Here is a 25,967-nt window from a genome sequence, read left to right on the forward strand (position 1 = left end):
TAAGATAAAATTTCGTTAAAATCGAAAAGGAAAATAACCAAGAACAAAAGCTATGCGTTGGTCTCATAAAACAAAAGAAGAATTAATCATAGAAATTCGTCACCTCAAAAAAGAATTAAGAGTATTAGAAGCCAATGAAAGAGCAGGCGAAATGCCCCCTTCAATGGCTGCTGAGTTAGAAAAGGCTGTAGAGAATCTTAATTTAGTAGGGATGGTGCTAGAGGATAACGGTACGATATTGTATTGTAATGCCTTTTCAATGAGGATGTTAGGGTATCAGCCAGATGAATTGATTGGAAAAAACTTTTTTGATGTATTGGTGCCTAGTGAAGAGAAAGTACAAAGAATAACCTCTTTTCAAGATGCCATGGAAAAAGGAGGATTGTTTGACCAAAAAGAAAGAACAATGCTTGCAAAGAGTGGGCAAGTAAAATATGTTGAACTGAATTCTACTATTTTCAATGACTCAGGCGATGATACAAGATACTTAACCATCATAGGTGAAGATGTTACTGAACGTAGAAAAGTAGCCGAAGCCTTAGCACGTTCGAATGCTCAATTGCAGGATTTGATTACGAATACTACCGACGTAATTCAAATCACGAGTATTTCTGGGCGATTTTTGTATGTAAATAAGTCGTGGTTAGAAACCATGGGTTATGAGTCGAATGAATTAGCTGCCTTAAGACTAAAAGATATTCTTCATCCAGACTTTGCCAAAGATGCCCTTGAAAAATTTGAGAAGGTAAAAAATGGAGTAAATATACCAGACTTTGAAGTAGTTTTTAGAAGAAAAGATGGTCGCCGACTCTACTTAGCGGGTTCAGTAAACTGTCGTTTTGAGAAAGACGTACCAACCGCTTTTCGCTGTATTTTTCATAACTCAACGGCCAAAGTAAGGGCAGAGCGAGCATCAAAACTATATGCAAGTATTGCGCAGGCAACGATTCGTTCTACCAATTTAGATGATTTATATGTCAATATTCATAAAGAACTAGGAGAGGTAATTGACGTAAAGAATTTCTTTATCGCTCAATACGATTCTGCAAAATCCTTCTTGTATTTCCCTTATTATGTCGATGAATATTTTGATAGTCGGGTGAATTTTACCAAACGAAAGTTGGGGAATGGGCTAACAGAATATGCCATTGCAGCAAACAGACCTTTAATTTTGAGGGATGATGACATTTTTAAATTGGCCGAAGACAAAACAATTTATCTATATGGTGTAGTACCCAAAGTGATGATTTGTGTTCCTTTGAGGATAGGCAATAAAGTAACGGGAATCATTGGCTTAAAATCTTATGAACGTCAGAACAAGTATGAGCAAAAAGATTTAGAGTTACTAGACTTTATCTCTGGTCAGGTAGCCTTGGCTATTGCTCGTAAACAAGCAGAAGACATTTTGGCGCGTGAAACAGCCCGATTGAATGCTATTATTGAAGGTAGTTCACACTTAATGTGGTCTGTGAACCGTAAGATGTTGTTAACATCTTTCAATAAAGAGTATTCTCAATTGATAGAAAACCAATTAAATGTAAAACCACAATTGATGCTGAGTACCGAGAAAGTTGGTTTCAGAATGGTTTCGACGACAGATAGGAGGGTATTAGAAGAAAAATATAAAGCTGCATTTAGAGGAGAGCAACAACATTTTGAAGTAAAGCTAGATTCGGAAGATGGTAACCCGAATTGGATAGAAATTTATCTCAATCCGATTTTCCTAAATAATGGTATGATTGAGGAGGTATCAGGGATTGGGAGAGATATAACCGATTTAAAGAAATATCAGCAAGACATTGTTAAAGCAAAAGACGAAGCTGAACGTTCGTTAAAAGTAAAGGAGCGGTTTTTGGCCAATATGAGCCACGAGATTAGGACACCTATGAACGGTGTAATCGGGATGATTGATTTATTGAATGACACCGTACTGGATATAGAACAAAAAGACTATGTTCAAACCATCAAAAAATCATCAGAAACACTCTTACATATCCTGAATGACATTTTAGATTTAGCTAAAATTGAAGCGGGAAAAATGGCTTTGCACGAAGCACCAATTGTTTTCAAAGATGTTTTTGATAGATTACAGGCACTTTTCTCGCAGATTGCTGCTAACAAAGGAAATAGAATTATCTGCGAATTTGGTGAGAGTCTACCAGAATTTGTGATTGCCGACGAGACACGTCTTTTACAAATTTTGTCTAACCTTACTTCAAATGCGTTGAAATTTACCGAGAATGGCACAGTAAATATCAAGGTGAATCTAGTACAAAAAAGAGGTAAGTTTAATAGAATACGGGTTGACATAAAAGACTCTGGTATTGGTATTACAGAAGAAAACCTGAAAATGCTTTTCAATGCATTTCAGCAAGTAGATAATTCTACTAAAAAATCCTTTGGAGGAACAGGCTTAGGATTAGCGATTTCAAAAGAGCTTTGTCGTTTGATGAAAGGAGAAATAGGCGTTTACTCTGACTGGGGTAAGGGTTCTACCTTTTGGTTTATCATCGAAATTAAGCAAACAGATATTAGCCCAATGATGGCTAAAAAAGACGAAGTAGCGTTCCAAGTTGTTGGTCATTTTAGCGATATCACCCCTTATATTTTGCTAGTAGATGATAATGCAACCAACCGAAAAGTGGCCAGTGAAATCATGCGAAAAGCTGGATGTGAAGTAATTACAGCCGATTCGGGTAAGAAAGCCATTGCTTTGGTAGAAAAATCATTAGGAGAAAAACCTTTTGATGTAATATTCATGGATATTCAGATGCCTGAGATGGACGGTGTCGAGACTACTCATCGATTAAGAGCATTGTCAGATAACCTGCCACCGATTATTGCCATGACGGCCTATGCTATGCGAGAAGACCGCGACCGTTTTATGGCCAATGGAATGAATGATTATGTACCTAAACCTATCAGAGCCGAAATTTTGGTAAGAAAAGTTAGAGAATGGGTTGAAAGAGGAAACAATCACAAAAAGAATCCTATTAAAACAATTGGTACGGCAGGTTCAATGAAAGCTGAGATAACCTCAGTAACAGATGATAAATCGCTTGAAAAAGTAAATACTCCTGCTGAAATCTCACTAGATTCACTGCCTGTGCTTGATCAAGAAATTATCAAACAGCTTGCCAATAGTGTTGGCGGAGATATGAGTTTCGTAAGTTCTATTCTGGAAGGTTTTGAAGAGGAAGCTACTGAACAGATTCACCTTGCAATTGAAGGTTTTCATTCAAGCAATTGTAAACAAGTACAAAGCGAGCTACATACTTTAAAAGGTAATTCAGGAACATTGGGAGCATCTCGTTTACACGAGATAACAAGGATTATTGAAGAAAAAGCCAAACACTGCGATTTTACGTTTTTTGAGAAGGAAATCTTGATTTTACAAGATGAATTTGAAGCATTTAAAGAAGCTTATAAGAAGTTATAAAAATAGGTACAATGCCTAAAGCATTGTACCTATAATGAGTGTGTTAAGCAGTACTATATTCTAATAGAATTTTAGCAGATAATTATTTTGTTGATGAAAAAGTCAAAAAATGACCTTACTGTAATTCAAAAAAGTTTGACAAAAATAAAACATGTTTTTTGATATTTTCAAATTTTTTAAAATATCAAAACAACACAAGATTAGATAATTGATTGTATTTTAATTATTTAACATTCCAGTTGATAATTTTAGGGTTAGTCATGACAGAATTTATAAATTTATGAATTAAATTACTTGCTTGAAAATCTTCAATTTTAGGTTTTTCTTACTTTATCTAAAACAAAATATGCGATTAACTACTAGAATTCAACTTATGTTTATGATGTTCCTGATGTTTAGTACATGGGGAGCTTGGTACGGTCAAATGGGTAAGTATTTATTTACGTCATTACATGCTAATGGTGATCAAATAGGAAGTGCTTACGCTACTTTTTCAATTGCTTCAATTTTTGCCCCTTTTTTCGTAGGATTAATTGCTGACAGATTCTTTTCGGCACAAAAAGTAATGGGTGTTTTGAATTTATTAGGAGCTGTTATTTTATATTTCTTAATTCAAAACAAAGATGCAGATACTTTCTTTTGGTATATTTTGGCTTATACCTTGACTTTCGCACCAAATTTGGCTTTGTCTAGTTCGATTGCGATGAATCAGATGAAAGACCCAGGTAAGGAATTTCCTCCCATTAGAGTATTAGGAACGATTGCTTGGATTGTAGTAACCAATATTATTGGCGCATATGAGATTGGGGATAAAGTAACGATTTTCCAAATTGCGATGTTTACCTCTATTGCTTGGGGAATTTATGCTTTTACTTTGCCAAATACACCTCCAAAAGCTACTGGTACAGCCTCTGTTTCGCAAATTTTAGGGACAGATTCATTTGTACTTTTTAAAGATAGATCTTTCTTAATATTTTTTATATCATCGGTTTTAGTATGTATTCCATTAGCATTTTATTATGCTCATGCGAATTTATCACTTACGGAATCACACATGACTAACGTAGAGAACAAGATGTCTTTAGGACAAGTTTCTGAGGTGTTATTTATGCTTTTAATTCCTTTCGCTTTGCAAAAATTTGGTATTAAAAAGATGTTAATCGTTGGTCTTATCGCTTGGATTATCAGATTTATCTGTTTTGGCTATGGGGATGGTATTTCATCAGAATGGATTTTGTATTTAGCTATTATCCTACATGGTGTTTGTTATGATTTCTTCTTTGTTACTGGGCAAATTTATACGGATAACAAAGCTGGCGATAAAATCAAAAACTCGGCACAAGGTTTAATTACATTAGCTACCTATGGTGTTGGAATGGGAATTGGCTCGTTTCTTTCTGGGAAAGTATTGACAAAATATACTACTGGCGATGTCCACGATTGGACTTCTGTATGGATGGTACCTGCTGGTATTGCTGCCATAGTGTTAATTCTGTTCGTGATATTTTTTCACGATAAAAAAACAGAAAAATTAGTGGAATAAAAGATTTTAATTATTAATTTTAATACTCCTAGAAAACGCTTATTACTAGACAAAGCTTTTGAAAGCTTATATCTTAAAATTATCATTAGCAAAAGTTAATAATAATTAAATATAAATAATTTAAGATATTAAAAACAATTTCTGGTAATAAGCGTTTATACTTGTAATGTAACAACATTAATTTTGTTGTCGATTACTAATCTGTTCTCTTCTTTATCAAACTATATTTTTTTAGGATTTTGCCCCTTTTTTTGATTAAACTCTTCTACAATTTTTTCAATTAGCTCTGTAAGACGTAGGTCGGAAGAACGGAGTTTGTAAACATTATCCATTAATCTTGCACCCTTTAAACTATCATACTCAGGTGCGATAATGATAATTCTTTGTCTCCAATTATTGGGTAAAGAATCTTTGCAAACTTTTATCCGGCTTTTAAGTAATTCGGATGTTTTTTTTAGGTCATTTGATGGCATACGAATGTCAGAGCGTTTATATTTGTACCCTACAAATTTTGTTAGACATAATTTGTTAGGTACTAGGTCGATTTTATGTATTAATGACGAATAACTTGATAATGCAAAGCTATAGTTATATGAGTATAACTCAAAATTTACAGTAAATAAATAAGAATAAATCAACTTTAATTATTAAAGATAAATACTAATACTTCTTGAGAATTAGATTATTTACCCAGCACACACATGAAACGAATTGAGGACAGAGTAAGAGTACTAATTGTAGAAAAAGGAATGACGTTATTGCAATTAGCGACTCAATCAAAAATTACCGAAGCTACTTTACATGCTATTTTGAATAGAAACGATGCAAAGTATTCTCAGTTGAAAAGAATGGCGGAAACATTGAATGTAAAAGTGGCTTATTTAACAGGTGAAACAGATATTCCTTCGATGTCTGTAGTACAAGAATCAGAAGCTGGCTATGTTGCGTTGAAAGCTGATGATGTAATTGAAATGCAAAAACAAATTATAGAGCTACAAGGTAAATTACTGATGCAAAATACTCCTAGAGAAAACTGACCCAACGTTGGATCATAGTGATTGATAATCAGAATATTATATTGAAATTAATATTCTGATTATCAAATATTTATCGGTTGAATTTTTCTTTTAAACGTAATAATGGCGTTTCGATAAAACGGAAGGATAAGTCACAAACAAGGATGGTTAAACCGATGGCTGACGTGTATAGAATGACGTTAAAAATAGGAAGGCTCAGGCTATTTCCCAGAAAGTAGTGTATCGCATTGATACAGAACACAATAACTGCTGAATGGTAGATGTAAATACCGTAGGAAATCTTGCCCAAGTAATGAATAATTGGGGTTTCTAGGTTTAGGATTGTATTAGGGTTTGCAGCTACATTGATGATGAAATAGCAAAAGAAAAAGCCATGAAATTCAAGATTGAAACCCGGAATATAGACATTTGAACCAATTATCAATACTGTTATCGTATAAACGATAATCTGCGTGCTCTTTTTGAATAAAAAAGATAAAATCTTTTCTTGCTTACTAAAAACTAAATACGCCCCAATTCCTCCAATTACCATTGTTAGTATTCTAAACTGACTAAAAAATAGGGCAAGATTTTCATAAATCTTTGCTTTGGTTGCTTCTGGTAAGTCACTCAATTTTAGAAAATAGAAAGACGTACTCCCTACTATTGCTACAAATACTGCTACTACAATTAAGAATGATTTTAATGGATTTTTCCTTTTAATAATCCAAGGCCAAATGGCGTAAAATTGTTCTTCAATACCAATAGACCAAGTTTGGGCACACAGATAGGGTGCTCTATAAAATACAAAACCTACATTGGGAAGGAAAAGTAAAAAGAAAGGAAGTCTTTTATAAAAATTAGCATCATAATTAAAGTCATTTCCCAGAGGGCCATAGAAGAAAGAAAACTCTGGAAAGACAAAAAAAGCTAACAAGACGATGATATAATACAATGGCCAAATTCTCAGGATTCGCCTGATATAAAAATCCTTGGTAGAAATATCTCCTCTTCTATCTTTTTCACTCAATAAAAGGTAGGTAATCAAGAAACCACTTAATACAAAAAACAAGCCCACGCCCAACTTCCCCATATTTTTTAAGATAAAGAAATCATAAAAATTTTCAAGACCCATCAAATATTTTATTTGTTCTGTATGATGAATGAGTACTGAAAAAGCGGCAATAAATCGAACTCCATTTAAATTAGGGAAATAAACTGATTGATGAGATTTTTGCATTATTTGCTTTAATATTGGTTAGTTTTAATAATGTAAGGATAGTTGAGTCCAAGTATTTTTGAAAAACTACTATCGGACTATTTTGTAAATAAACCAGGTCTCGTTATGATTGTGTGAAGGATTTAAAACGTAAGCAATGTTATCTATAAAACTTGGTTCTATGTTAGTATCGTGTTGTAAGTTGGGGAATATTTTCTTCATCATCGCAAGCCTTGCTTCCAAATCTGCAGAGCCTACCAAAATTAAATAGTTGGGATATACCTTTTTTCCTGATTTAAGCTCGTTAGGTAACTCTTCAAGTTTTTTAGGGGTATCGATATCATAATAGTCTAATCGTCTGTTTAAATAAAAGATAGCCACTGGTTGCGAAGCCTGAAAGTTCTGGACAACAAAATTCTGAAGGTCGCCTTTTTCTCTAAAATAATTCATACTTTCCACCCTCGAACGTTTGGTGTAGGTTACTGAAAGAATACAAAGTAATATAGTATTAAGGACAATAAACCAATAGACCAGCACCTTAGTAGTAGTCCTGAACCATGCTTTGTTTTGTAATGTTTCGTAAATATCTCTGAAGCCAATTACACCCAATATCAAAAAGAAAGGAATAAAAGGCAGGATGAATCTTTCTTGTTTATTGGGATAATAAGAGTGAAAAGCAAAGAAAAATAATGAAGCCAAAAACAGTATTCGTCTGTTGCCAGCTTGGGTTGCTGTTTTGAAATATCCTGCAAAAAATAATAAGGAAGACAATCCTAAGGTTAAGCCCGCCATTGTTCCAATATACCTATGCCAAGGACCATTAGGGTAAATCTCAATATTCTTTGCATCAGCATTGAATGTGAAATAAGCTTTGATGGAAGCAATAGGATTACCCCAATACACATAATCAAAAACGCCCTGAGTGAGTAAATAAAAAACAATGCATCCGAACCCAAATAAGATGGCTTTTTGCCACTGATTTTTGGTCAATAACCACGCTAAACCAATTGTAAAAGGAATAAATACAATTTGATAACGGAATACAAAAGCTATGACAAACCAAAAAGCTGCCCAGAGAACAGATTTGTTGTCTAATTTTGGATTAACAGCATAGTAACAGGCAATCAATAAAGGAGGTATACAAACAAATTCTCTTAGATTTCTAACCGACATAAACGGGAATACCCAAAATACAGCTAATAATAACCCAACGATTTTTGCATCATTTTTTCGGTTACTTAGGCGTTCCGTCAGTTTATAGCCATAATAAATGCTTAATAACGAGAAAAGGCTATTGACGATTCTTGCGAATAACATTTTTGTTTCGGGATTGGTTGTTCCAAACCATTCGCAAGTAGCAAAAATTAAATAATGAATATAGGGATATATTAAACTGAACAGATAGGCTTCGCCATTTACTAAAAAATCTTGTGTAAAGGGAGAGTCAATTTTGTCAAGCAAATTTTGTGCAAGCACAACTACTTCATAATGGTCGTCTGTAAAAGCATATCCTTTAGAAAAAATAATAGATAATACCCTGAAAAAGAGACCAATAAGTAATATCTTCTTAAGATTTAAAGCATCTAAGTATTGTTGCATAATGTAATTGCCTAAATTGTCGTGCAAAATTAGACATTTTAAGAGCAAAAAGAAAGCTGATTAAACATCTAGCAAAATTCTGAATGTAGTCCCTTTATTTAATTCCGACTGTTTTACAAATAATTTACCATCATGGTATATTTCAATAATACGTTTTGCCAACGTTAGCCCTAAGCCCCAGCCTCTTTTTTTAGTACTAAATCCTGGATTAAAAACCTTGCTGACATTTTGTTTAGAAATCCCTTTGCCACTATCACTTATGTCGATGGCAATTTTATTGTTTTTGGTTTCAGATAAAGTAATTTTTAAAGAGCCCACTCCACCCATGGCATCGACGGCATTCTTACAAATATTTTCGATTACCCATTCAAATAGGTAGCGATTGATATTAACGGTTTGCTTTTCGTTAAGTTGATTATCAAATGAAAAAATAATTTTAGTAGAAATCCTTTTTTGCAAATACGACATAAAAGTCTCTATTGTTTCGATAATATTTTCTGGTTTCAATACTGGAATAGAGCCAATGTTTGAAAAACGAGTTGTAATAATATCTAATCGGGTAACATCTTTTTCTAATTCCTTAACGATTTCGGGGTCATAGGTTGGGTCATTTTTGAAATATTCCACCCATGCCGTAAGGGAGGAAAGAGGAGTGCCTAATTGATGAGCAGTTTCTTTGGCCAAACCTACCCAAACTTGGTTTTGTTCCGAACGCCTCGAGGCATCAAAAAACAAATAAGCTGCCAAGCCAAAGACTAATACTACTGCTAATTGAAAAAGGGGATAATAACGAAGCAAATCTAATAAACGGGAATTGCCATAATAAATATATTCCGTGTGCAGTGTCATATCGAGCTCGATAGGTGGGTTATCGTCTCTGATGATTTCCTCTAGTTTTTGCTGTAAAAAGGTTTGTTGTGCTTTAGAACTCAAGCCCTCGGGCATTTCTATATTTCTAGCAGTCAGATACCCGTTTCCGTCTTTATGAATGATGGGAATGGTATTGTTCTCATTCGATTTTTTTATTTTCTCAAAGAAAAAATTTACATCCTGATTGGGGTCGCTGGTCATGGCATATTTCAGCGATTCAGCATATAATTCTATTTGTTGTTTTTCACGTTCTTCGAGTTTTGAAACTATTTTGTCGGTAAAATATAAAGAAAATATACCGACAACCAAACAAAACCCTAAGAAGGCTACTTTCCACCAAGTATTACGGCTATAAATATCTACAGATAAAATCATAAATAATATGCTAAATAAGCGATTTTAATATCAGGCAATTAGTTTTTTCCTTTTCCCTAACGTCAAATCTACTGCTTTATTTTTTAAAAATAAACGATAAAGTTATGCTGACTGAACTAATAGTTTTTTTAGAAAACATTACTCTTATGGATAATTGATTATACCCAATTCTATTGATAAAATAGGCGTAATTTATATCACGAGATTTTAATAATACGCTATTGATATAGTGGTTTTCTTGAAGGACGACTATTAATTGTAGGGTCATGAAAAAAAATATTTAAAAAAAATAAAAAAAAGTTGAGTTTTTGCAATCCTTTCCTCCATTTCTTACGTAAATACTTTTAAGAAATGAGATTTATTATCTTTTTTAAAGGTATAAGTCTATATTTTGGTGTGTTAGTGGTAGTATGGCGAGTCTTTCTAAGGTTCGCCATATTTTTTTTTGCTTCAGTGTAACATAAAATATCTTAAACTCCTGAATTTTGATAAAAATGTTTTTATCAAAATAAGTTTAATCATTATGAACAATGAACCCTCGATTTAATAGTTCTTTAACTGTTTTAACAAAATCATGCATTATTTTAACAATTGAATTAACTTTGCAAAATCTTCTTCAAAAATATTAATCTGCTTAATCAGGCTTGAAGAAATTTAAATAATATCTAAGATTAAATCAGCTTATAAAATATGCAACATTTTCTGTCGGTCAAAGATGCCATTGATGTACAAGCACTTGTGAAAGAGGCCCTATTATATAAAAAAGCTCCCTATGCAGACAAACACCTAGGTAAAAATAGGACTATGGGTCTTTTGTTTTTTAACTCAAGCCTTCGTACTCGTTTAAGTACACAGCGTGCCGCTCAGAACCTTGGTCTGGAGCTTATGGTAATGAATGTTGGACAGGATGGCTGGGGCTTAGAATTTGAAGATGGTGCCATCATGAATGGAGACAAAGCCGAACATATTAAGGAAGCTGCCCCAGTTGTGGGTCAGTATTGTGATATTGTGGGTATTCGTAGTTTTCCGTCATTAGTAAATCGTGAAGAAGATTATTCAGAAAAAGTAGTCAATCAATTTGTAAAACATACAGGTAAACCAATCGTAAGTTTGGAATCTGCTACTCGTCACCCGCTGCAATCGCTAGCCGATTTAATTACGATTGAGGAATTGAAAACGAAGCCTCGTCCTAAGGTAGTACTTACTTGGGCACCGCACGTAAAAGCTTTGCCACAGGCTGTTCCGAATTCTTTTGCAGAATGGATGAATGCTGCTGATGTTGATTTTGTAATTACACATCCAGAAGGCTATGAGCTTGCTCCTGAATTTGCGGGCAAAGCTAAGGTTACTAATAACCAAGAAGAAGCATTTAAGGATGCCGATTTTATTTACGCCAAAAACTGGTCTTCTTATGAACAATACGGAAAAATATTGAATCAAGACCCAGCGTGGATGGTGACGATGGACAAAATGAAGCTGACTAACAATGCTAAGTTTATGCACTGTCTGCCAGTTCGTAGAAATATTGTAGTAGAAGATGCCGTGTTAGATTCTGATCATTCTGTAGTAGTTCAACAAGCAGGTAATAGAGTATGGTCGGCTCAGGTAGTGTTGAAGCAAATTCTACTTAAAATAATCAAAGAAGAAAGTCCTTATTTATTCTAGCTTTTGTTTTTGAAAATGCTTAATAATTGCCAAAAGCGTTTTCTATAAGATAATATGAAATTAACAGTTGTAAAAATCGGAGGGAACGTTATTGATAATCCTGCTTTTTGTGAACAGTTTCTAAAAGATTTCTCAGATATTCCTGCACCCAAGATTTTGGTACACGGCGGAGGTAAAATAGCCACCCAAGTAGCTGAAAAATTAGGCATTGAAACCGTCATGGTTGAAGGAAGAAGAATCACGGATAAAGCCATGTTAGATGTCGTAACAATGGTGTATGGTGGTTTGGTCAATAAATCATTAGTAGCACGTATGCAACAGTTTGGTGATAATGCCATTGGGTTGACTGGTGCGGATGCGGGTGTGATTTTATCGAAAAAGCGACCAGTAAAAACGATTGACTATGGCTTTGTTGGAGATATTGAAAAAATAAATAGTTCTTTCATTGCTAGTTTGTTAGCACAAGATATTGTGCCAGTGTTTGCCCCTTTGACATACGACAAAGAAGGAAATATGCTAAATACCAATGCTGACACACAAGCACAAGCAATAGCTGTGGCAATGACAGAGGACTATGAAGTAAACTTGGTATATTGCTTTGAGAAAAAAGGGGTACTGTCAGACCCAGAGGATGATGAATCTGTAATAGCAGTATTAAAGCCTGCTGATTATGAGCATTATAAAGCTGAAGGAGCTATTAATAAAGGGATGATACCAAAATTGGATAATGCCTTCAAAGCATTAACTGATGGGGTAGCACAAGTAACAATTTGCCATGCTAAAGAAGTAAAATTAGCCGTTAAAGATGGTATCGCAGGAACAAAACTAGTAGGGGTTTGATATAAAAGAGAATAGTAATATTAAAACTTAGCCTTTTTTATTCAAAACATTGTAAAGCCATTATTTAAAAATTATTTTTACGAAAGAAAATAAAAAAGAGGAATAATGAATGTTACATTTGAAGTAAATACCCAAGCAGAATTGGAAAAGCTTTTTTCATTATTTAAGTCTTTCCAATTAGAAAATATCAGCGTAATTTCATCTGACTTGAAAATCAACCCTTTGATTACGAAAGGGGATAAGTCTATTGACCCAAAAGGTTTGTTCGGAATTTGGAAAGAAAACCCTCGGGATTTAGATGAAATGAGAACTCAGTCATGGAAAAGAAACTGGGAATAATTAATGGTACTTTGCGATACTAATATCTTTATAAGTGCTTTTAATGGTAAAGAGCATGCCATTGATGCAATGGGTAAAATAGGTTTTGATAACATCGTGATTTCATCAATAACATTGATGAAGCTTTATCAAGGGATGAGAAACAAAACCGAGCTTGCCCAAATGAAAAAGAAAATAAAATATTTTGATGTAATAGATATTGATTTAGAAACCTCGAAACTGGCAACTTCTCTGATTGAAAAATTTAAATTGAGTCATGGATTACAAATCCCTGATGCTATTATAGGTGCTACTTCTGTGATTCATCGAATCCCACTATTTACATATAACTTAAAAGATTTCAGCTTTATTCCCAATTTGGATTTGTATGAAGTCTAAAAGAGTTCTAAAAAAATCAAATAATGCGCAGTAAAGGACTACTTTTTGGCATTGCCACTGGTGATGCTTTAGGCGTACCTGTAGAGTTTATGAGTCGTAAACATTTACAAGCAAAACCAGTAGTGGGGATGCGTGAATATGGTACGCATCATCAACCTGCTGGTACTTGGTCAGATGACACTTCCATGTCGCTTTGTTTGGCTGAACAACTCATTGAAGGCTATGATATAGAACAATTAGCCAAGCGTTTGTGTGATTGGTATCAATTCAATGTCTGGACACCCCGAGAGGTAGTTTTTGATGTTGGTGTTGCTACGCGAAATGCTATCGATAAAATATTAAAAGGGGTTTCTCCTTACCAATCTGGTGAATGTGATGATTATTCGAATGGAAATGGGTCATTGATGCGTATTTTACCATTGGCTTTTTACCTGAAAAATAAGTCTATTGACCAACGCTTTTGCATGGTCAGAGAAGTATCTAGCATTACTCATGCGCATGTTCGTACCATTATTGGCTGTTTTTTTGCCGTTGAATTTGTCATAAATCTATTAAAAGAAGAAAATAAATTTGAAGCTTATTACGAAACCCAAAATACTGTTCGTGATTATTTGCATTTAATTCAAATAAAAAATGCTGAAATAGAGCTTTATAATAGAATTTTATTTGATGATATTTTTCACCTCTCTCAAGATGAAATTTTCTCTTCTGGATATATTCTTCATACATTAGAAGCCAGCCTCTGGACATTTCTTACGACCGACAATTTTCATGATGCTGTATTGAAAGGTATAAATTTAGGGGGTGATACCGACACTATTGGCTCTGTAACTGGTGGAATGGCTGGTTTGTATTATGGTTTTGACCAAATTCCAGTAGAGTGGATTAATCAATTAGCTCGCAAAGAAGATATTTTGGCACTGGCAAACCGTTTTTCAAAACTCGGATAAAAAGCTACTTGGTTTCAAAACCAAGTCAAACTATATGACCTTACAACAACAACTTACTCAAGATGCTATCGCTCTTTTAAAACAATTGATTGCCACGCAATCGTTTAGTCGTGAAGAGCAACAAACCGGTGATATTCTTGAAGAATTTTTCAGAGAAAGAAATATGCCCTTTCGCAGAAAAATTAACAACCTCTGGGCAAGAAACAAACATTTCAATTCGTCTTTACCAACGGTACTTCTAAACTCACATCACGATACCGTAAAACCTAATCCTTCTTGGACCTTAAACCCCTTCGAGCCACTCGTGCTAGAAGATAAACTATATGGTTTGGGAAGTAATGATGCGGGAGGATGCTTAGTAAGTTTATTGGCTACTTTTTGTTATTTTTATCATAGAAGTGATTTAAATTTCAATATCCTTTTTGTGGCATCTGCGGAGGAAGAGATTTCAGGCGTAAATGGGCTGGAGTTATTATTGAAAGAAAACGATTTGCCCGAAATATCATTCGCCATAGTAGGAGAGCCGACAGAAATGCACTTGGCAATTGCCGAAAAAGGCTTAATGGTGGTTGATTGTACTGCTCACGGAAAGGCAGGTCATGCTGCTCGGGAAGAAGGAGATAATGCCATTTATAGAGCACTTCGTGATATTAATTGGATTCAAAACTATGAATTTCCAAAAGTATCGCCCGTATTAGGCAAAATGAAAATGTCGGTTACCATTATCAACGCTGGTAAGCAACATAATGTGGTGCCTGATACTTGTAGTTTTACGATTGACTGTCGGGTAACAGAGCAATATTCATTAGAAGAAACACTGGATACTATTCGCCAGCATATTGAATCAGATGCGCAGGCTCGTTCTATTCGCTTGAAACCATCATCTATTCCTTTAGAACACCCTATTGTTCAAGCAGGAATTAAGCTGGGAAGGAATACGTATGGTTCGCCTACTACTTCCGACCAAGCTGTTTTAGACTGCCAGTCGTTGAAATTAGGCCCTGGGCATTCTGGTCGTTCGCATACAGCAGATGAATTTATCTATCTTTCAGAGATAGAAGAAGGGATAGATTTGTATATTAAAATGTTGGGAGAAGTAATCATTGCTAGATAAAATAAACTCAAGAAACAATGTCTCAGTCATTGCCCACTAGTCGCCTTAGTTCAGCAGATGTATATCGTGGCTTCGTGATGTTTTTAATGATGGCCGAGGTATTGAGTTTTGATAAAGTATCACAAGCATTACCCGAAAGTTCCTTTTGGAAAATACTAGCGTTTCATCAATCTCATGTGGAATGGATAGGCTGTTCTTTACATGATTTAATTCAACCTTCCTTTTCTTTTTTAGTAGGCGTAGTACTTCCTTATTCAGTGGCTAATCGTTTGCAACAAGAAGAACGTTTTATCAAGGTGTTTAGTCATGTATTGTGGCGTTCTTTAAAGTTGATTTTGTTAGGCATCTTTCTTCGTTCTCAATGGCGAAACCGAACAAATTTCACGTTTGAAGATACCCTTACCCAAATAGGCTTAGGATATTCTTTCTTGTTCCTATTGAATTTCCGCTCGCAGAAAATACAAATTACTGCCTTAATCATCATTCTTCTGGGATATTGGCTAGTTTTTGCAGTTTATCCATTGCCTGATGCTTCTTTTGATTATTCATCGGTTGGTGTGGATAAAGACTGGCCACATCTGCTCAAAGGTTTTGCTGCCCATTGGAATAAAAACAGCAATTTTGCCGCTCATTTTGATCAATGGTTTTTAAACCTTTTCCCTCGTGAAAATCCTTTTGTTTTCAATGGAGGAGGTTATGTTACTTTGAGTTTTATTCCTACTTTAGGCACCATGATTCTTGGACTTTTGGCTGGCAATATGTTGAAATCAACCATGACTGCTAATCAAAAATTGAGAAACTTTATCATACTAGGAATAGCAGGATTAGTACTAGGCTCGTTGATTAATAGCTTAGGAATATGCCCAAATGTAAAAAGAATATGGACACCTACTTGGGTAATCTTTAGCGGAGGCTGGTGTTTTCTGCTAATGGCATTTTTTTACTGGACGATTGATGTCCTTGAAAAAAGAAATTATGCCTATTTTTTGTTAGTAATTGGTACAAATTCTATCGCTGCCTATATCATAGCACATACGGTAGATTCATACATTGCAAAATCTTTATTCATCCATCTCGGGAAAGATTATGCCATGATTTTTGGGATTCCTTATAAAACCTTGGTGCAAGGAACACTCATTTTATTGTTTGAATGGCTAATTTTGCGATGGATGTATCAAAAGAAGATATTTATTAAGGTTTAAAACGCATTATAAAAGATAAAAAATTGAGCAAACTCTGGCAAAAAGATAATGTTTCGGTAAACGAAAAAATTGAAAAATTTACCGTTGGGCGTGACCCTGAATTTGATGTACTCCTCGCTGAATTTGATGTACTGGGTTCTTTGGCTCATACACAGATGTTAGAAAGCATTGGCTTGCTTGAAAAGTCAGAACTATCTGACATTCAACAAGAACTAAAGGCAATTTATCAAACTATTCAAGCAGGGGATTTTATCATTGAAGAAGGTATTGAAGATGTTCACTCGCAGGTAGAATTGATGCTTACGCGTAAATTGGGGGAAGCTGGTAAAAAAATACATTCAGGACGTTCGCGCAACGACCAAGTGTTGGTAGACCTAAAACTTTTTACCCGTACCCGTTTGCAAGAAGTAGCTGAGTCGTCTAACCAATTGTTTGAATTGTTGATTGCTTTAAGTGAAAAATTCAAAGAGGTATTATTGCCAGGCTATACGCACTTACAAATTGCAATGCCTTCAAGTTTCGGGTTATGGTTTGGTGCTTATGCTGAAAGTTTGGTGGATGATATGGAAATGTTGCAAACAGCTTATCGTTTGGCCAACAAAAACCCGCTAGGTTCTGGGGCGGGCTATGGTTCGTCTTTTCCGTTGAACCGCACGATGACTACTGAATTATTAGGGTTTGACAACCTTCATTATAATGTAGTGTACGCACAGATGTCGCGTGGTAAAACGGAATTGTTTGCTACTACAGCCATTGCTCAATTTGCCTCGACGCTTTCGAGGTTAGCGATGGATATTTGCTTGTACAATTCTCAGAATTTTGGCTTTATTAAATTGCCCGATGAAATGACAACGGGTAGTTCTATCATGCCACATAAAAAGAATCCTGATGTAGCAGAATTGTTAAGAGGGAAAACCAATCGTTTGAAAGGTCTTCCTAATGAAATTATGTTGGTAATGAGCAATTTGCCTTCGGGTTATCATCGTGAAATGCAGATTTTGAAAGAAATCTTAATGCCTGCTTTTGATGAGATACTCAATTGTTTGGACATGACTTACTTCATGCTTTCGAATATTCAAGTAAAAGAAGGTATTTTGGAAGACGCCAAATATGATTTATTATTTTCGGTAGAACGAGTAAACGAGTTAGTATTGCAAGGCGTACCTTTCCGTGAGGCTTATAAAATTATCGGTAACGAAATCAATTCAGACACTTATACACCTAATCGTGATTTAAAACACAGTCATGAAGGTAGTATTGGCAATTTGTGCAACGACCAAATTACAGCCATGATGCAAGAAGTAGTAGGAAGATTTGGCTTTGAAAAAGTACAAAATGCCGTAGATGATTTATTAAAATAGTAGATGCTTTTCAACTCAATGAGAGAAAAATCATTGAGTTGAAAACTATTTAAAAGAGAATGGCGTTAAACTGAAAACCATCATTACAAACTTTGGAAAATAATAATCAACCACCCAAAAAGGACTTTCGTGCATGGCTCAAACGCTTAGGTTGGGCAGGTTTTTTCTTTTTCTTAATCAAAGGATTACTTTGGTTAATCGTTCCATATTTAATAGCGAAAGGAATCTTTAAGTAGTTGTGAGTTAGTGAATTGTGAATTAGTGATTTTTTGTCCTAAAGTTCTTCAGTCGCTAACATCAAAAACTTTTACATCTTGTGTCTAGCATCTTTTGTCTAAAGTCTAAAAATCCTAAAATCCCAACAAAAACCTAAATCTCAAACAAAGCCTTAATAGCTTCCCCAAAAGTCCCACCAGACATCATTTTACTTTGTCCTTTATCCTTCATCGTAATCTGAAATTTTCCATTAAAATGCTTTTCTATTTCTTTGATTTTCTGAGTATTCACAATGTTTGCTCTACTAATTTGTAAGAATTGAGGAGAAGGCAATTTCTCTGCAAGAATAGAAATTGTGTAGCTCGTTAAATATTTTTGTCCGTCGAGGGTAATCAAAAAAACATATTTATCATCAGCCTCAAAATGACTAATATCTTGTAAATCAATCAATAATATTTTGTTGCCCGTTTTTACGGAAATAGAACTAATAGCCTTTTTAGGCTTCATAGCCTCAATCATTTTTAGAAGATTATCATTGAATAGGTTTTCTTGATTGATAGGCTGTTCTATTTTGGCAACAATGTTCGACTGCCAGAGCATTAATTTCTGCACAGTTTTATCCAATCTTTCATATTCTATGGGCTTCAAAAGGTAATCTATTGAGTTTTCTTCAAAAGCTTTGATAGCATATTCGTCGAAAGCCGTGGCAAAAACTACCAAAGGCATAAAAGTAAGACGAGAAAGCATTTCGAAGCCTGTCATGACAGGCATTTCAATATCTAAAAAAATTAAATCAGGACGGAGCGTTTCTACTAGCGAAAGCCCTTCGGCTCCATTGTTTGCACGCCCTATTATTTCAAAAGTATCGTTATATTTGCCAAGCAATCTTTCGAGGCGATTGATAGCTAGTTTTTCGTCGTCGATTAATATTGTTTTAAACATAGTTTTTATCACGATTTGCCAAATCGTTGATTACTTTTTGATACACACGATATGGCAAATCGTGGAGATAATGATGATAGAAATATATTCTGAGCGTTTAAAATTAATACCTTTAGATAATGATTTATTAACGCTTTGGTTTATTCAAAGTAGAGATAAGATGGTGGAAAAATTAGGTTTAAATCCATCTACATGGGAAATTAATGATTTTGACAAAGCTGAAACTTTGGATGCTTTAGTTAATTTTTGGCTTCCGATGACGGCTGAAAATTCTGACATTTTTTTTTGGTACACCACTTGGGAAATAGTTTTAGTTGCTGAAAATATTTCTATTGGTGGTATTGGCTTTGCAGGATTTCCAGATCAAGATGGGGTAACCATGGTAGGCTATTTTATTGATGGCAAGCACCGTGAAAAAGGGTACGCTACCGAAGCCCTGAATTGTTTGATAGATTGGGCGAGCCTTGAACCATCATTAAAAACCATTATTGCCGATACTCCATTTTTTAATTTACCTTCTCAAAACGTACTCAAAAAAGCAGGTTTTAGAGAATTTGGCATTGCCGAAGTACAGCACATCGAAAAAATGCAAGTTAAAAACTGGAAACTAAAAATCCGCTAAACTGAGATTTAAAAAGCTCAAAGCTCATAACTGACGGCTCACAGCTTATCACTATCTACAGGCAAAGCAATAATAACAACTTTCTCTGGTTTATTGGTAAGTTCCATCGAAGCATGTTCGCCTGAAAGTAAGCGAAGTTTATCTTGGATAGATTTTAAACCATAGCCAGAAAAAATATTATCTGGAAAGGGAACACCATTATCAAAAATCTTGATAATTAAGTTGTCTTGTTCCTGCGAGACCTTAATTTTCAAGATACCTTGTCCTGCAATTTTTGAAATACCATGTTTGATGGCATTTTCTATAATAGGCTGTAACAAAAATCTCGGTATTTTATATTTTCTAAAAGCTTCGTCTTCAAATTTAACAGAGTAAACCAATCGCTCATCAAAACGGATTTTCTCAATTTCCAGATAAGTCTTTACAATCTCTAATTCGTTCTCTAAGGTATCAAAATGTTCCTGACTTCGTCCTGTTGAATAGCGATAGAATTTTGATAAATTCAATACCATGTGTTCAGCTTTGTCAGGGTCATCGTGTACTAACGAAGCGATAGAATTCAAAGAATTATACAAAAAATGAGGATTGATTTTAGCCTCTAATGCCTCTAATTCTGCCCTGATTTTAAGGTCGTTTAATTGTAATAGCTGATATTCCTGTTCAGTCATTTTAATAAGCCTAGTGCGTTCATGCGTAAACCAATAGTAGATAATATTAGCCCCAAGTATAGGACCTAATACAAAGAATAAATCGTAATTGTCTCTGGAAAAGTTAGAGACTCTCTCAGGAGTATTTTCTTCAAAAAGGCCGTATAGAAAAGAAAAACTGAAAAATTTTAGGATGGCCGAGACAATCATGCAGAGGGTTAAAATACTATGCTTTACTAAGGAAGATTTACTGAAAGAACCAAACTTGATGAATAGCCAGCACAAACCAATCATCATAGTGGCATCATAGATATTGCTGTAAATTACATTAATAAAGAAATCCTTGTATTGGCTTTTCCCTCTGATAATAGCGATGATAAAATAGAAATGTCCATTAAAGGCCATTACAGTAAAAAAGCCTATCAACCAGAAACGCCCCCAAAAACCTGATTTTAATTCCTTTGCCATAAAAATGAATGACGGCTTTTACACCGTCATGATTCTTGTATAAGTTTATTTTCTTAATTACATGCCTTCGCCATGCCCTTGATTTGCTCTATGCCCCAGTTTGGACTGATTGGGCTTATTGCTTTGAAGTTAGCGAATTTTTCTAAGGCTTTTTGGATTTCAGGACAAGCATTTTTAGCACCTCCACCAAATTGTTCTGGCGTATAAAAAATCATTTGAGCTTTTAATGAATACGCTCTAGGGTTTTCAGGATTAATAGCTTTTGCTTTGTTGACAGCTCCTTCAAAAGCTGAACCGTATTTCATAAATCTCGCTTGCCCATCTACTGAAATACGCATCATCGCTATTTGTGCTTTCAATACTTCTACTTCGTCTAAGCTTGTCACTTTTTGCTGTGCTAATTTATCTACAAAAGTGTCGGCTTTATCTAAGTACTTATCGATATCACCACCATTTTTTTGTTGCATCGCAATTAATGTATACGTCAAGCAAGCATAATAATTAGGCAACCATTCTGTAGCTTCTGAACTCGCTATTCTTTCAAATTTATTAGCCACTTCCTGAAATGCTATTACGTCTTTGGCTTGTCCTAATTGTCCCAAGGTTTCGCCCATGGCTTTATTAAAGCGTTCGTTATCGGTAGCCTTTGAGATAAAAACTGTTAATGCAATAACGAAGGTTAAGAATAGATTTTTCATGATAATATTCGGTTATGTTTTTTGTGTGAGTATTTTCTTTTTGATGTTTCAAAAGTAGGTTACGCTAGCTTTTGAATGAATGTAATTCTGATGAACTAAGTATTTCAAGGGGTGAGTTATCGTTTTCTTAGCGTGAAAAATGTTTGTGTTTTATCAATTTTTACGCATATCTTCTGGCAACACTTTTTTCTTAGAAATCGTGATAAATGTACCAAGCATAATCATGCGATAAGCCGCTGGTCTTACTTCTGTGCGTGTCTTGCCATCAGCTGAATAGCGATAATTATAGACATTGTGCGTTCCTAAGATATTATCAACTGAAAAGTAAACTACCATAAAATTACCTTTGATGTTGGTTAAGTAATTAATCCAAATACTAGTATTATGTACAGCAGGCGTGCGGTCGGACATAAAGACTGGATTATTCGGATTATAGTAGGGGCGACCGCTCGTGAAGGAATATGTTCCCGAAACCGTCATCATAGGTTTGGCAATGTATTGTTTGTAAATAACATTTAGGTTATGGTTTGAGACAAAGCTAGGTTGTGTTTCAGTAAGGTAATTGCCAGACAAACGTTTAGAGTCGCAGTAACTATAATTAATCCACAATTGCCCGTTCTTAAATGATTTGTTATCACGAAAGAATACATCAAGCCCTTGAGCATCGCCAAAACCCGAATTATCTGTTCTCCCATTTGGAAAACGTTGAGGATTGGCATCAAAATAATTTTCTTGGGCAGGATATTCACGAACTAAGTTTGAATACTTTTTATAATAAGCCTCAACCCTAAAAGTACGGTTATCTTTAATAACTTGATAGTTCAATACTGCATGAGTGGCTTTTTCATACCCTAACGTTTTGTTATAGTAATAGTATTGAAAATCAGGTGTTTGGTAAAAGCTACCTCCTGCGGCTGATATTTGAGAATAAAGACCTGTTTTATAAGCCAAAGAAAATCTTGGTGCTACATTAAAGCCTGATGCTAAGGATGAATGCTCGGCTCTAACCCCGATTCTGCCCGCCAATTTACGGGTTAAATAAAACTCTGATTCAGAGAATAACGCTTCAAAATTATCCGTTAATTTATATTGCTTTGCATCGCTCAAAGCTTGGGCTATTGTTAAGCCATACTCAGCAATGTGTCCTTCTGTACCAAATAAAATATTTGAACCATTATCAAATGATTTTATCGCTACAGCTCTGAATTGAGAACGCTGTTCAGTTTTTTCAAAAGCATCAGCATTTACGCTTAGGATATCTTTGTTATAAGAATAAGAAGCACCAGATTTTAATACCCATGCTGCATTTTTATCTAATGCTTTTTGATACGTACTTGTTATTAGGATGTTATTGTTTTTTACCCCAAATCGTGAAAGCGAAAGATTTTGTTCGGTATTATTGAACATCATACCAGACTCGCTTTTGGCATATACTGCATCTAGTTTAAAGGCTGCATCTGCCGAAGGTTTCAAGCGATAGGATGCTGCGGCATTAATTTGTTCTGGAATTTTCACCCAATCTATATTTTGTGGGTATATCTTGAATAAGGGTGTAAGGTTAGTATAAGCCAGCGTTCCGCTGATTGAATGATTGTCGGATAAATTTGTGTAAGCAGTAGAAAGTTGTGCAAAATTGGCATTGACAGTATAACTTGATTCCGTCGCTAAATCAGTGGTGTTCATCAATAATACGGCTGATAAAGCCTGCCCATATTGTGCAGAATAACCACCTGTTGAAAAAGCTGAACCTTTGAACTGAAAAGGAGAGAACCGTGAACGAGAGGCTACATCAGGTGAAGCTGTATTATAAGCATTTTGAACAGTTAGTCCATCAATCAAAATTTTAGATTCCTGTGCCGAACCTCCTCTGACAAACATCCCTGTAGATTCACCATTGCGTTGAGACCCTGGTGTTAGCAATGTCATGGTTTGAGTAATGTCGGCTCCACCACCCGCAGTAGTTACAATATCTAGTGGCTTTATTAGCGTTGTTTTCTTTTCGTCTGACGCCTCAAAAGTACCTGCTGTAACAGTGACGGTATTTAGTTCGTTGGCTGATTCTTTAAGCTTGAAAATAATTTCAATATTCTTCTCATTCATCAAAATACTCTTATTGAAAGTATCAAAGCCTACAAAAGTACAAACAAGTACTTGTTCACCTTTTTCAGTAGAGGTGAATTTGAAATTTCCATCCGCATCAGCAGTAGCACCGTCATAAGAGCCTTTTAAAGAGATGTTTGCCCCTGGTAAGCCTTTGCCTTTTTCATCAAGTACTTTACCTGTTACTGTAGTTTGTGAAAAAACTTGCGTAGCAATAAATAAGAAATAGAGGATTAATAGATAAGTAAAGGTTTTCATCATCGTGTTGTTTAATTGACGATTCAAAACAACTTCAAAATGAATATTTATTGAATTGATTTCCGATGAAGTGATGATTATGATGGATGAACTAAGGATTTTTAAGAGGGAATTTTAATTGAATATTGTGAAATCATCCTATTTTATTCGTTGAATGTTTGCAGGAACTAAAAGTTTCTAAAAAATAATGGTGTAGCAATTTGGAAATCAAAACTTTAGTTGTAATTTTGAATCGTTGTATTTGTCAACTATTTATTTTTACAACTAATAACATGGATATTAATCAAAACTCATTTCAATTTTTATTTGCTACCACAATCAAAGCATTGTTTAAGCAAACGGCTAAAAACTTTGAAGAAAATGGTCTGATGATTACTCCTGAACAAAATTTTATTTTGAAAATCCTCTCTCAAGAAGATTCGATTCAGTCAGACTTAGCAGATATTATGAAAAAAGATAAATCTGCGGTAATGCGTCACATCGACCAGCTTGAAAACTTAGGCTTAGTCGTGCGTGTGAATGACTCAATCGACCGTCGTAAAAAGCATATTGTTATTACTGAAAATGGTTCTGAGATGTTGAAAAAATGCGAGGAAATTATCAATCAGAATACTCATAAGAACCTTAAAGATATTTCAGATGAAGATTTAGCTATTTTCAAAAGTGTATTAATCAAATTAAAAGAAAACGCTGAAAAGTAGTTTTTTTTTGCCCAAAAGGTTGACGTTGTCAATCTTTTCAAATTCAATAATAACCAAATCAACTATATTTTATGAAAACGAGAAAATTGCTCTTCTATTTATGGTTCGCCCTGAGTGGATTTTCAACGCAAGCTCAAAAGGTAATGACCCTAAAAGAATGTATAGAGTTTACCTTGAAAAACCATACAAGCAATAGCATTTATGAAAATGAAATAGCGATTGCCAAAGAAAAATCAAGAGAAGCCTTGGCAGGATATTTACCACAAGTAAATACAACCATTACTTTTGATGATAACCTAAAAAGACAGGTTTCTGTGATTCCAGCAGGTGCTTTTAGTCCCACAGAAATTCGTTTACAATTTGGTAATCAATACAATACCAATGGTACGGCTCAGGTAGACCAAGTGATTTATGATAAATCAATGTTGGTAGGTATTAAAGCAGCCGAACCCAACAATCAAGTTTCGTTATTGAAAAGAGAGCAAAATCAAGATAACCTTATCTATAGCACTACAGGGGCATATTTTCAAGTATTGGTTTATGTAGAACAAGAGAAAATATTGCTTGAAAACGAAAAGAAATACCGTGAATTATTGGGAATATTAAAGCTACGCTTGGATAAAGGGGTTATTAAGAAAACAGAATTTGACCGTACTCAAGTAAGCTTGAATAACATCCTGTCTCAGAAATCTATTCTTCAAGCAAATAAACAAGTGGCTATCAATAAACTGAAAAATGCCATGGGAATGCCTTTGAATGAACCTTTGAATGTTTCTGAAATAACCAACTACGAAAGCTTTGTGGCAGTTTCCGCAGAAAATACAGGGGATATTACGAATCTTTTGGATTATAGAATTCAACAAAATAATATTCTTCTCCAAGAATTTGATGTTAAGCGCAAACACGCGGCATATCTGCCTACTGTAAGTGCCTATGCTCGTTATGGAGTGATGGCGTTTGGCAACGAAATCAATCAATCTTTCAAAAACTGGATAGATTTTTCGTCTATCGGTTTGAAAGTAAATGTGCCAATCTTTAGTGGCTATCGCAAGAGCAGCCAAGTACAACAAGCTGAACTGACGCTACAAAATGCAAGAGCTAATCTGAAAATTAATAGTAATACGATGGATATGCAGTTACAGAATACGAATGCTCAACTACAAAAATCATCATCAGATTTAGCCACCAACCGAGAAAACCTGAATTTAGCCAAAGAGGTTTATAATAATAGCGAATTAGAATATCAAAAGGGCGTAGCTACGCTATCTGACTTACTCAATTCAGATTATTCTTATAAAGAAGCACAGAGTAACTATGTTACATCCTTGATAAATTTCTTAAGCTCGAGACTAGAATACGAAAAATCTAAAGGAACCTTAAAAAGCTATATTAGTCAATTTTAATT

At 34.8% G+C, this 25,967-nt stretch carries 23 protein-coding genes; 15 read left to right on the forward strand and 8 right to left on the reverse strand.

Features of this window, described 5'->3' with window-relative positions:
* Window positions 1-52 precede the first annotated feature (52 nt).
* Window positions 53-3,439 carry a PAS domain S-box protein gene (locus tag AC1RNE_RS16595; protein ID WP_492802359.1) on the forward strand — a complete coding sequence of 1,129 codons (3,387 nt, stop codon included), beginning with the start codon at window positions 53-55 and terminating at the stop codon, window positions 3,437-3,439.
* Between the two features lie 346 nt (window positions 3,440-3,785).
* Window positions 3,786-4,982 carry a nucleoside permease gene (locus AC1RNE_RS16600; RefSeq protein ID WP_492802360.1) on the forward strand — a complete coding sequence of 399 codons (1,197 nt, stop codon included), beginning with the start codon at window positions 3,786-3,788 and terminating at the stop codon, window positions 4,980-4,982.
* A gap of 221 nt (window positions 4,983-5,203) precedes the next feature.
* Here AC1RNE_RS16600 and AC1RNE_RS16605 read toward each other — a convergent pair whose 3' ends face one another.
* Entirely contained in the window at window positions 5,204-5,455 is a 252-nt protein-coding gene (locus tag AC1RNE_RS16605; protein ID WP_492802361.1) for a hypothetical protein, read from the reverse strand.
* Window positions 5,456-5,683: 228 nt separating this feature from the next.
* Between AC1RNE_RS16605 and AC1RNE_RS16610 the strand changes: the two genes are divergently transcribed.
* Window positions 5,684-6,019 (forward strand): helix-turn-helix domain-containing protein, encoded by a 336-nt coding sequence (locus tag AC1RNE_RS16610; RefSeq protein WP_492802363.1) that lies wholly within the window; start codon window positions 5,684-5,686, stop codon window positions 6,017-6,019.
* Between the two features lie 70 nt (window positions 6,020-6,089).
* On the opposite strand, the gene AC1RNE_RS16615 is transcribed toward AC1RNE_RS16610, so the two are convergent.
* The 3 genes from AC1RNE_RS16615 to AC1RNE_RS16625 form a co-directional block, all read right to left on the reverse strand.
* Window positions 6,090-7,238, reverse strand: coding sequence for an acyltransferase family protein (locus tag AC1RNE_RS16615; RefSeq protein ID WP_492802365.1), 1,149 nt, complete (start codon window positions 7,236-7,238; stop codon window positions 6,090-6,092).
* Between the two features lie 69 nt (window positions 7,239-7,307).
* Complete coding sequence (locus tag AC1RNE_RS16620; protein WP_492802367.1) at window positions 7,308-8,816, reverse strand: glycosyltransferase family protein; 1,509 nt, start codon at window positions 8,814-8,816, stop codon at window positions 7,308-7,310.
* A gap of 60 nt (window positions 8,817-8,876) precedes the next feature.
* Entirely contained in the window at window positions 8,877-10,061 is a 1,185-nt protein-coding gene (locus AC1RNE_RS16625; protein ID WP_492802368.1) for a sensor histidine kinase, read from the reverse strand.
* A gap of 690 nt (window positions 10,062-10,751) precedes the next feature.
* On the opposite strand from AC1RNE_RS16625, the gene AC1RNE_RS16630 reads away from it, so the two are divergent.
* From AC1RNE_RS16630 to AC1RNE_RS16670, 9 genes are all read left to right on the forward strand, one after another.
* The gene (locus AC1RNE_RS16630; RefSeq protein WP_492802369.1) at window positions 10,752-11,726 is read left to right on the forward strand and encodes an N-acetylornithine carbamoyltransferase; all 975 of its coding nucleotides are present in this window, start codon (window positions 10,752-10,754) and stop codon (window positions 11,724-11,726) included.
* A 54-nt stretch (window positions 11,727-11,780) separates the two neighbouring features.
* Window positions 11,781-12,566 (forward strand): acetylglutamate kinase, encoded by a 786-nt coding sequence (gene argB, locus AC1RNE_RS16635; protein ID WP_492802371.1) that lies wholly within the window; start codon window positions 11,781-11,783, stop codon window positions 12,564-12,566.
* Window positions 12,567-12,671: 105 nt separating this feature from the next.
* Window positions 12,672-12,905 carry a hypothetical protein gene (locus AC1RNE_RS16640; RefSeq protein ID WP_492802373.1) on the forward strand — a complete coding sequence of 78 codons (234 nt, stop codon included), beginning with the start codon at window positions 12,672-12,674 and terminating at the stop codon, window positions 12,903-12,905.
* Between the two features lie 3 nt (window positions 12,906-12,908).
* The gene (locus AC1RNE_RS16645; protein ID WP_492802374.1) at window positions 12,909-13,283 is read left to right on the forward strand and encodes a type II toxin-antitoxin system VapC family toxin; all 375 of its coding nucleotides are present in this window, start codon (window positions 12,909-12,911) and stop codon (window positions 13,281-13,283) included.
* A gap of 23 nt (window positions 13,284-13,306) precedes the next feature.
* Complete coding sequence (locus tag AC1RNE_RS16650; RefSeq protein WP_492802375.1) at window positions 13,307-14,233, forward strand: ADP-ribosylglycohydrolase family protein; 927 nt, start codon at window positions 13,307-13,309, stop codon at window positions 14,231-14,233.
* Between the two features lie 34 nt (window positions 14,234-14,267).
* Complete coding sequence (locus tag AC1RNE_RS16655) at window positions 14,268-15,347, forward strand: M20 family metallo-hydrolase (protein ID WP_492802377.1); 1,080 nt, start codon at window positions 14,268-14,270, stop codon at window positions 15,345-15,347.
* Window positions 15,348-15,364: 17 nt separating this feature from the next.
* Window positions 15,365-16,549 carry an acyltransferase family protein gene (locus AC1RNE_RS16660; RefSeq protein WP_492802379.1) on the forward strand — a complete coding sequence of 395 codons (1,185 nt, stop codon included), beginning with the start codon at window positions 15,365-15,367 and terminating at the stop codon, window positions 16,547-16,549.
* 23 nt (window positions 16,550-16,572) lie between these two features.
* Window positions 16,573-17,910: an argininosuccinate lyase gene (gene argH / locus AC1RNE_RS16665; RefSeq protein WP_492802381.1), complete on the forward strand. Its 1,338-nt coding sequence runs from the start codon at window positions 16,573-16,575 to the stop codon at window positions 17,908-17,910.
* Window positions 17,911-18,002: 92 nt separating this feature from the next.
* A complete protein-coding gene (locus tag AC1RNE_RS16670) occupies window positions 18,003-18,146 on the forward strand; it encodes a hypothetical protein (protein WP_309912195.1) in 144 nt (47 codons plus the stop codon).
* A gap of 133 nt (window positions 18,147-18,279) precedes the next feature.
* Here AC1RNE_RS16670 and AC1RNE_RS16675 read toward each other — a convergent pair whose 3' ends face one another.
* Window positions 18,280-19,068: a LytR/AlgR family response regulator transcription factor gene (locus tag AC1RNE_RS16675; protein WP_492802383.1), complete on the reverse strand. Its 789-nt coding sequence runs from the start codon at window positions 19,066-19,068 to the stop codon at window positions 18,280-18,282.
* Window positions 19,069-19,138: 70 nt separating this feature from the next.
* Here AC1RNE_RS16675 and AC1RNE_RS16680 point away from each other — a divergent pair, with 70 nt between their 5' ends.
* Window positions 19,139-19,690, forward strand: coding sequence for a GNAT family N-acetyltransferase (locus AC1RNE_RS16680; protein ID WP_492802384.1), 552 nt, complete (start codon window positions 19,139-19,141; stop codon window positions 19,688-19,690).
* A gap of 38 nt (window positions 19,691-19,728) precedes the next feature.
* Here AC1RNE_RS16680 and AC1RNE_RS16685 read toward each other — a convergent pair whose 3' ends face one another.
* From AC1RNE_RS16685 to AC1RNE_RS16695, 3 genes are all read right to left on the reverse strand, one after another.
* Entirely contained in the window at window positions 19,729-20,805 is a 1,077-nt protein-coding gene (locus AC1RNE_RS16685; protein WP_492802386.1) for a sensor histidine kinase, read from the reverse strand.
* 53 nt (window positions 20,806-20,858) lie between these two features.
* Window positions 20,859-21,503: a hypothetical protein gene (locus tag AC1RNE_RS16690; protein WP_492802387.1), complete on the reverse strand. Its 645-nt coding sequence runs from the start codon at window positions 21,501-21,503 to the stop codon at window positions 20,859-20,861.
* Between the two features lie 153 nt (window positions 21,504-21,656).
* Window positions 21,657-23,861: a TonB-dependent receptor gene (locus AC1RNE_RS16695; RefSeq protein WP_492802389.1), complete on the reverse strand. Its 2,205-nt coding sequence runs from the start codon at window positions 23,859-23,861 to the stop codon at window positions 21,657-21,659.
* Between the two features lie 272 nt (window positions 23,862-24,133).
* Here AC1RNE_RS16695 and AC1RNE_RS16700 point away from each other — a divergent pair, with 272 nt between their 5' ends.
* Together AC1RNE_RS16700 and AC1RNE_RS16705 are read left to right on the forward strand one after the other, a co-directional pair.
* Window positions 24,134-24,562, forward strand: coding sequence for a MarR family winged helix-turn-helix transcriptional regulator (locus AC1RNE_RS16700; RefSeq protein ID WP_492802390.1), 429 nt, complete (start codon window positions 24,134-24,136; stop codon window positions 24,560-24,562).
* Between the two features lie 71 nt (window positions 24,563-24,633).
* The gene (locus tag AC1RNE_RS16705) at window positions 24,634-25,965 is read left to right on the forward strand and encodes a TolC family protein (protein WP_492802391.1); all 1,332 of its coding nucleotides are present in this window, start codon (window positions 24,634-24,636) and stop codon (window positions 25,963-25,965) included.
* Window positions 25,966-25,967 lie beyond the last annotated feature (2 nt).

The organism is Arcicella sp. GW822-FHT02H01 (assembly GCF_058802005.1).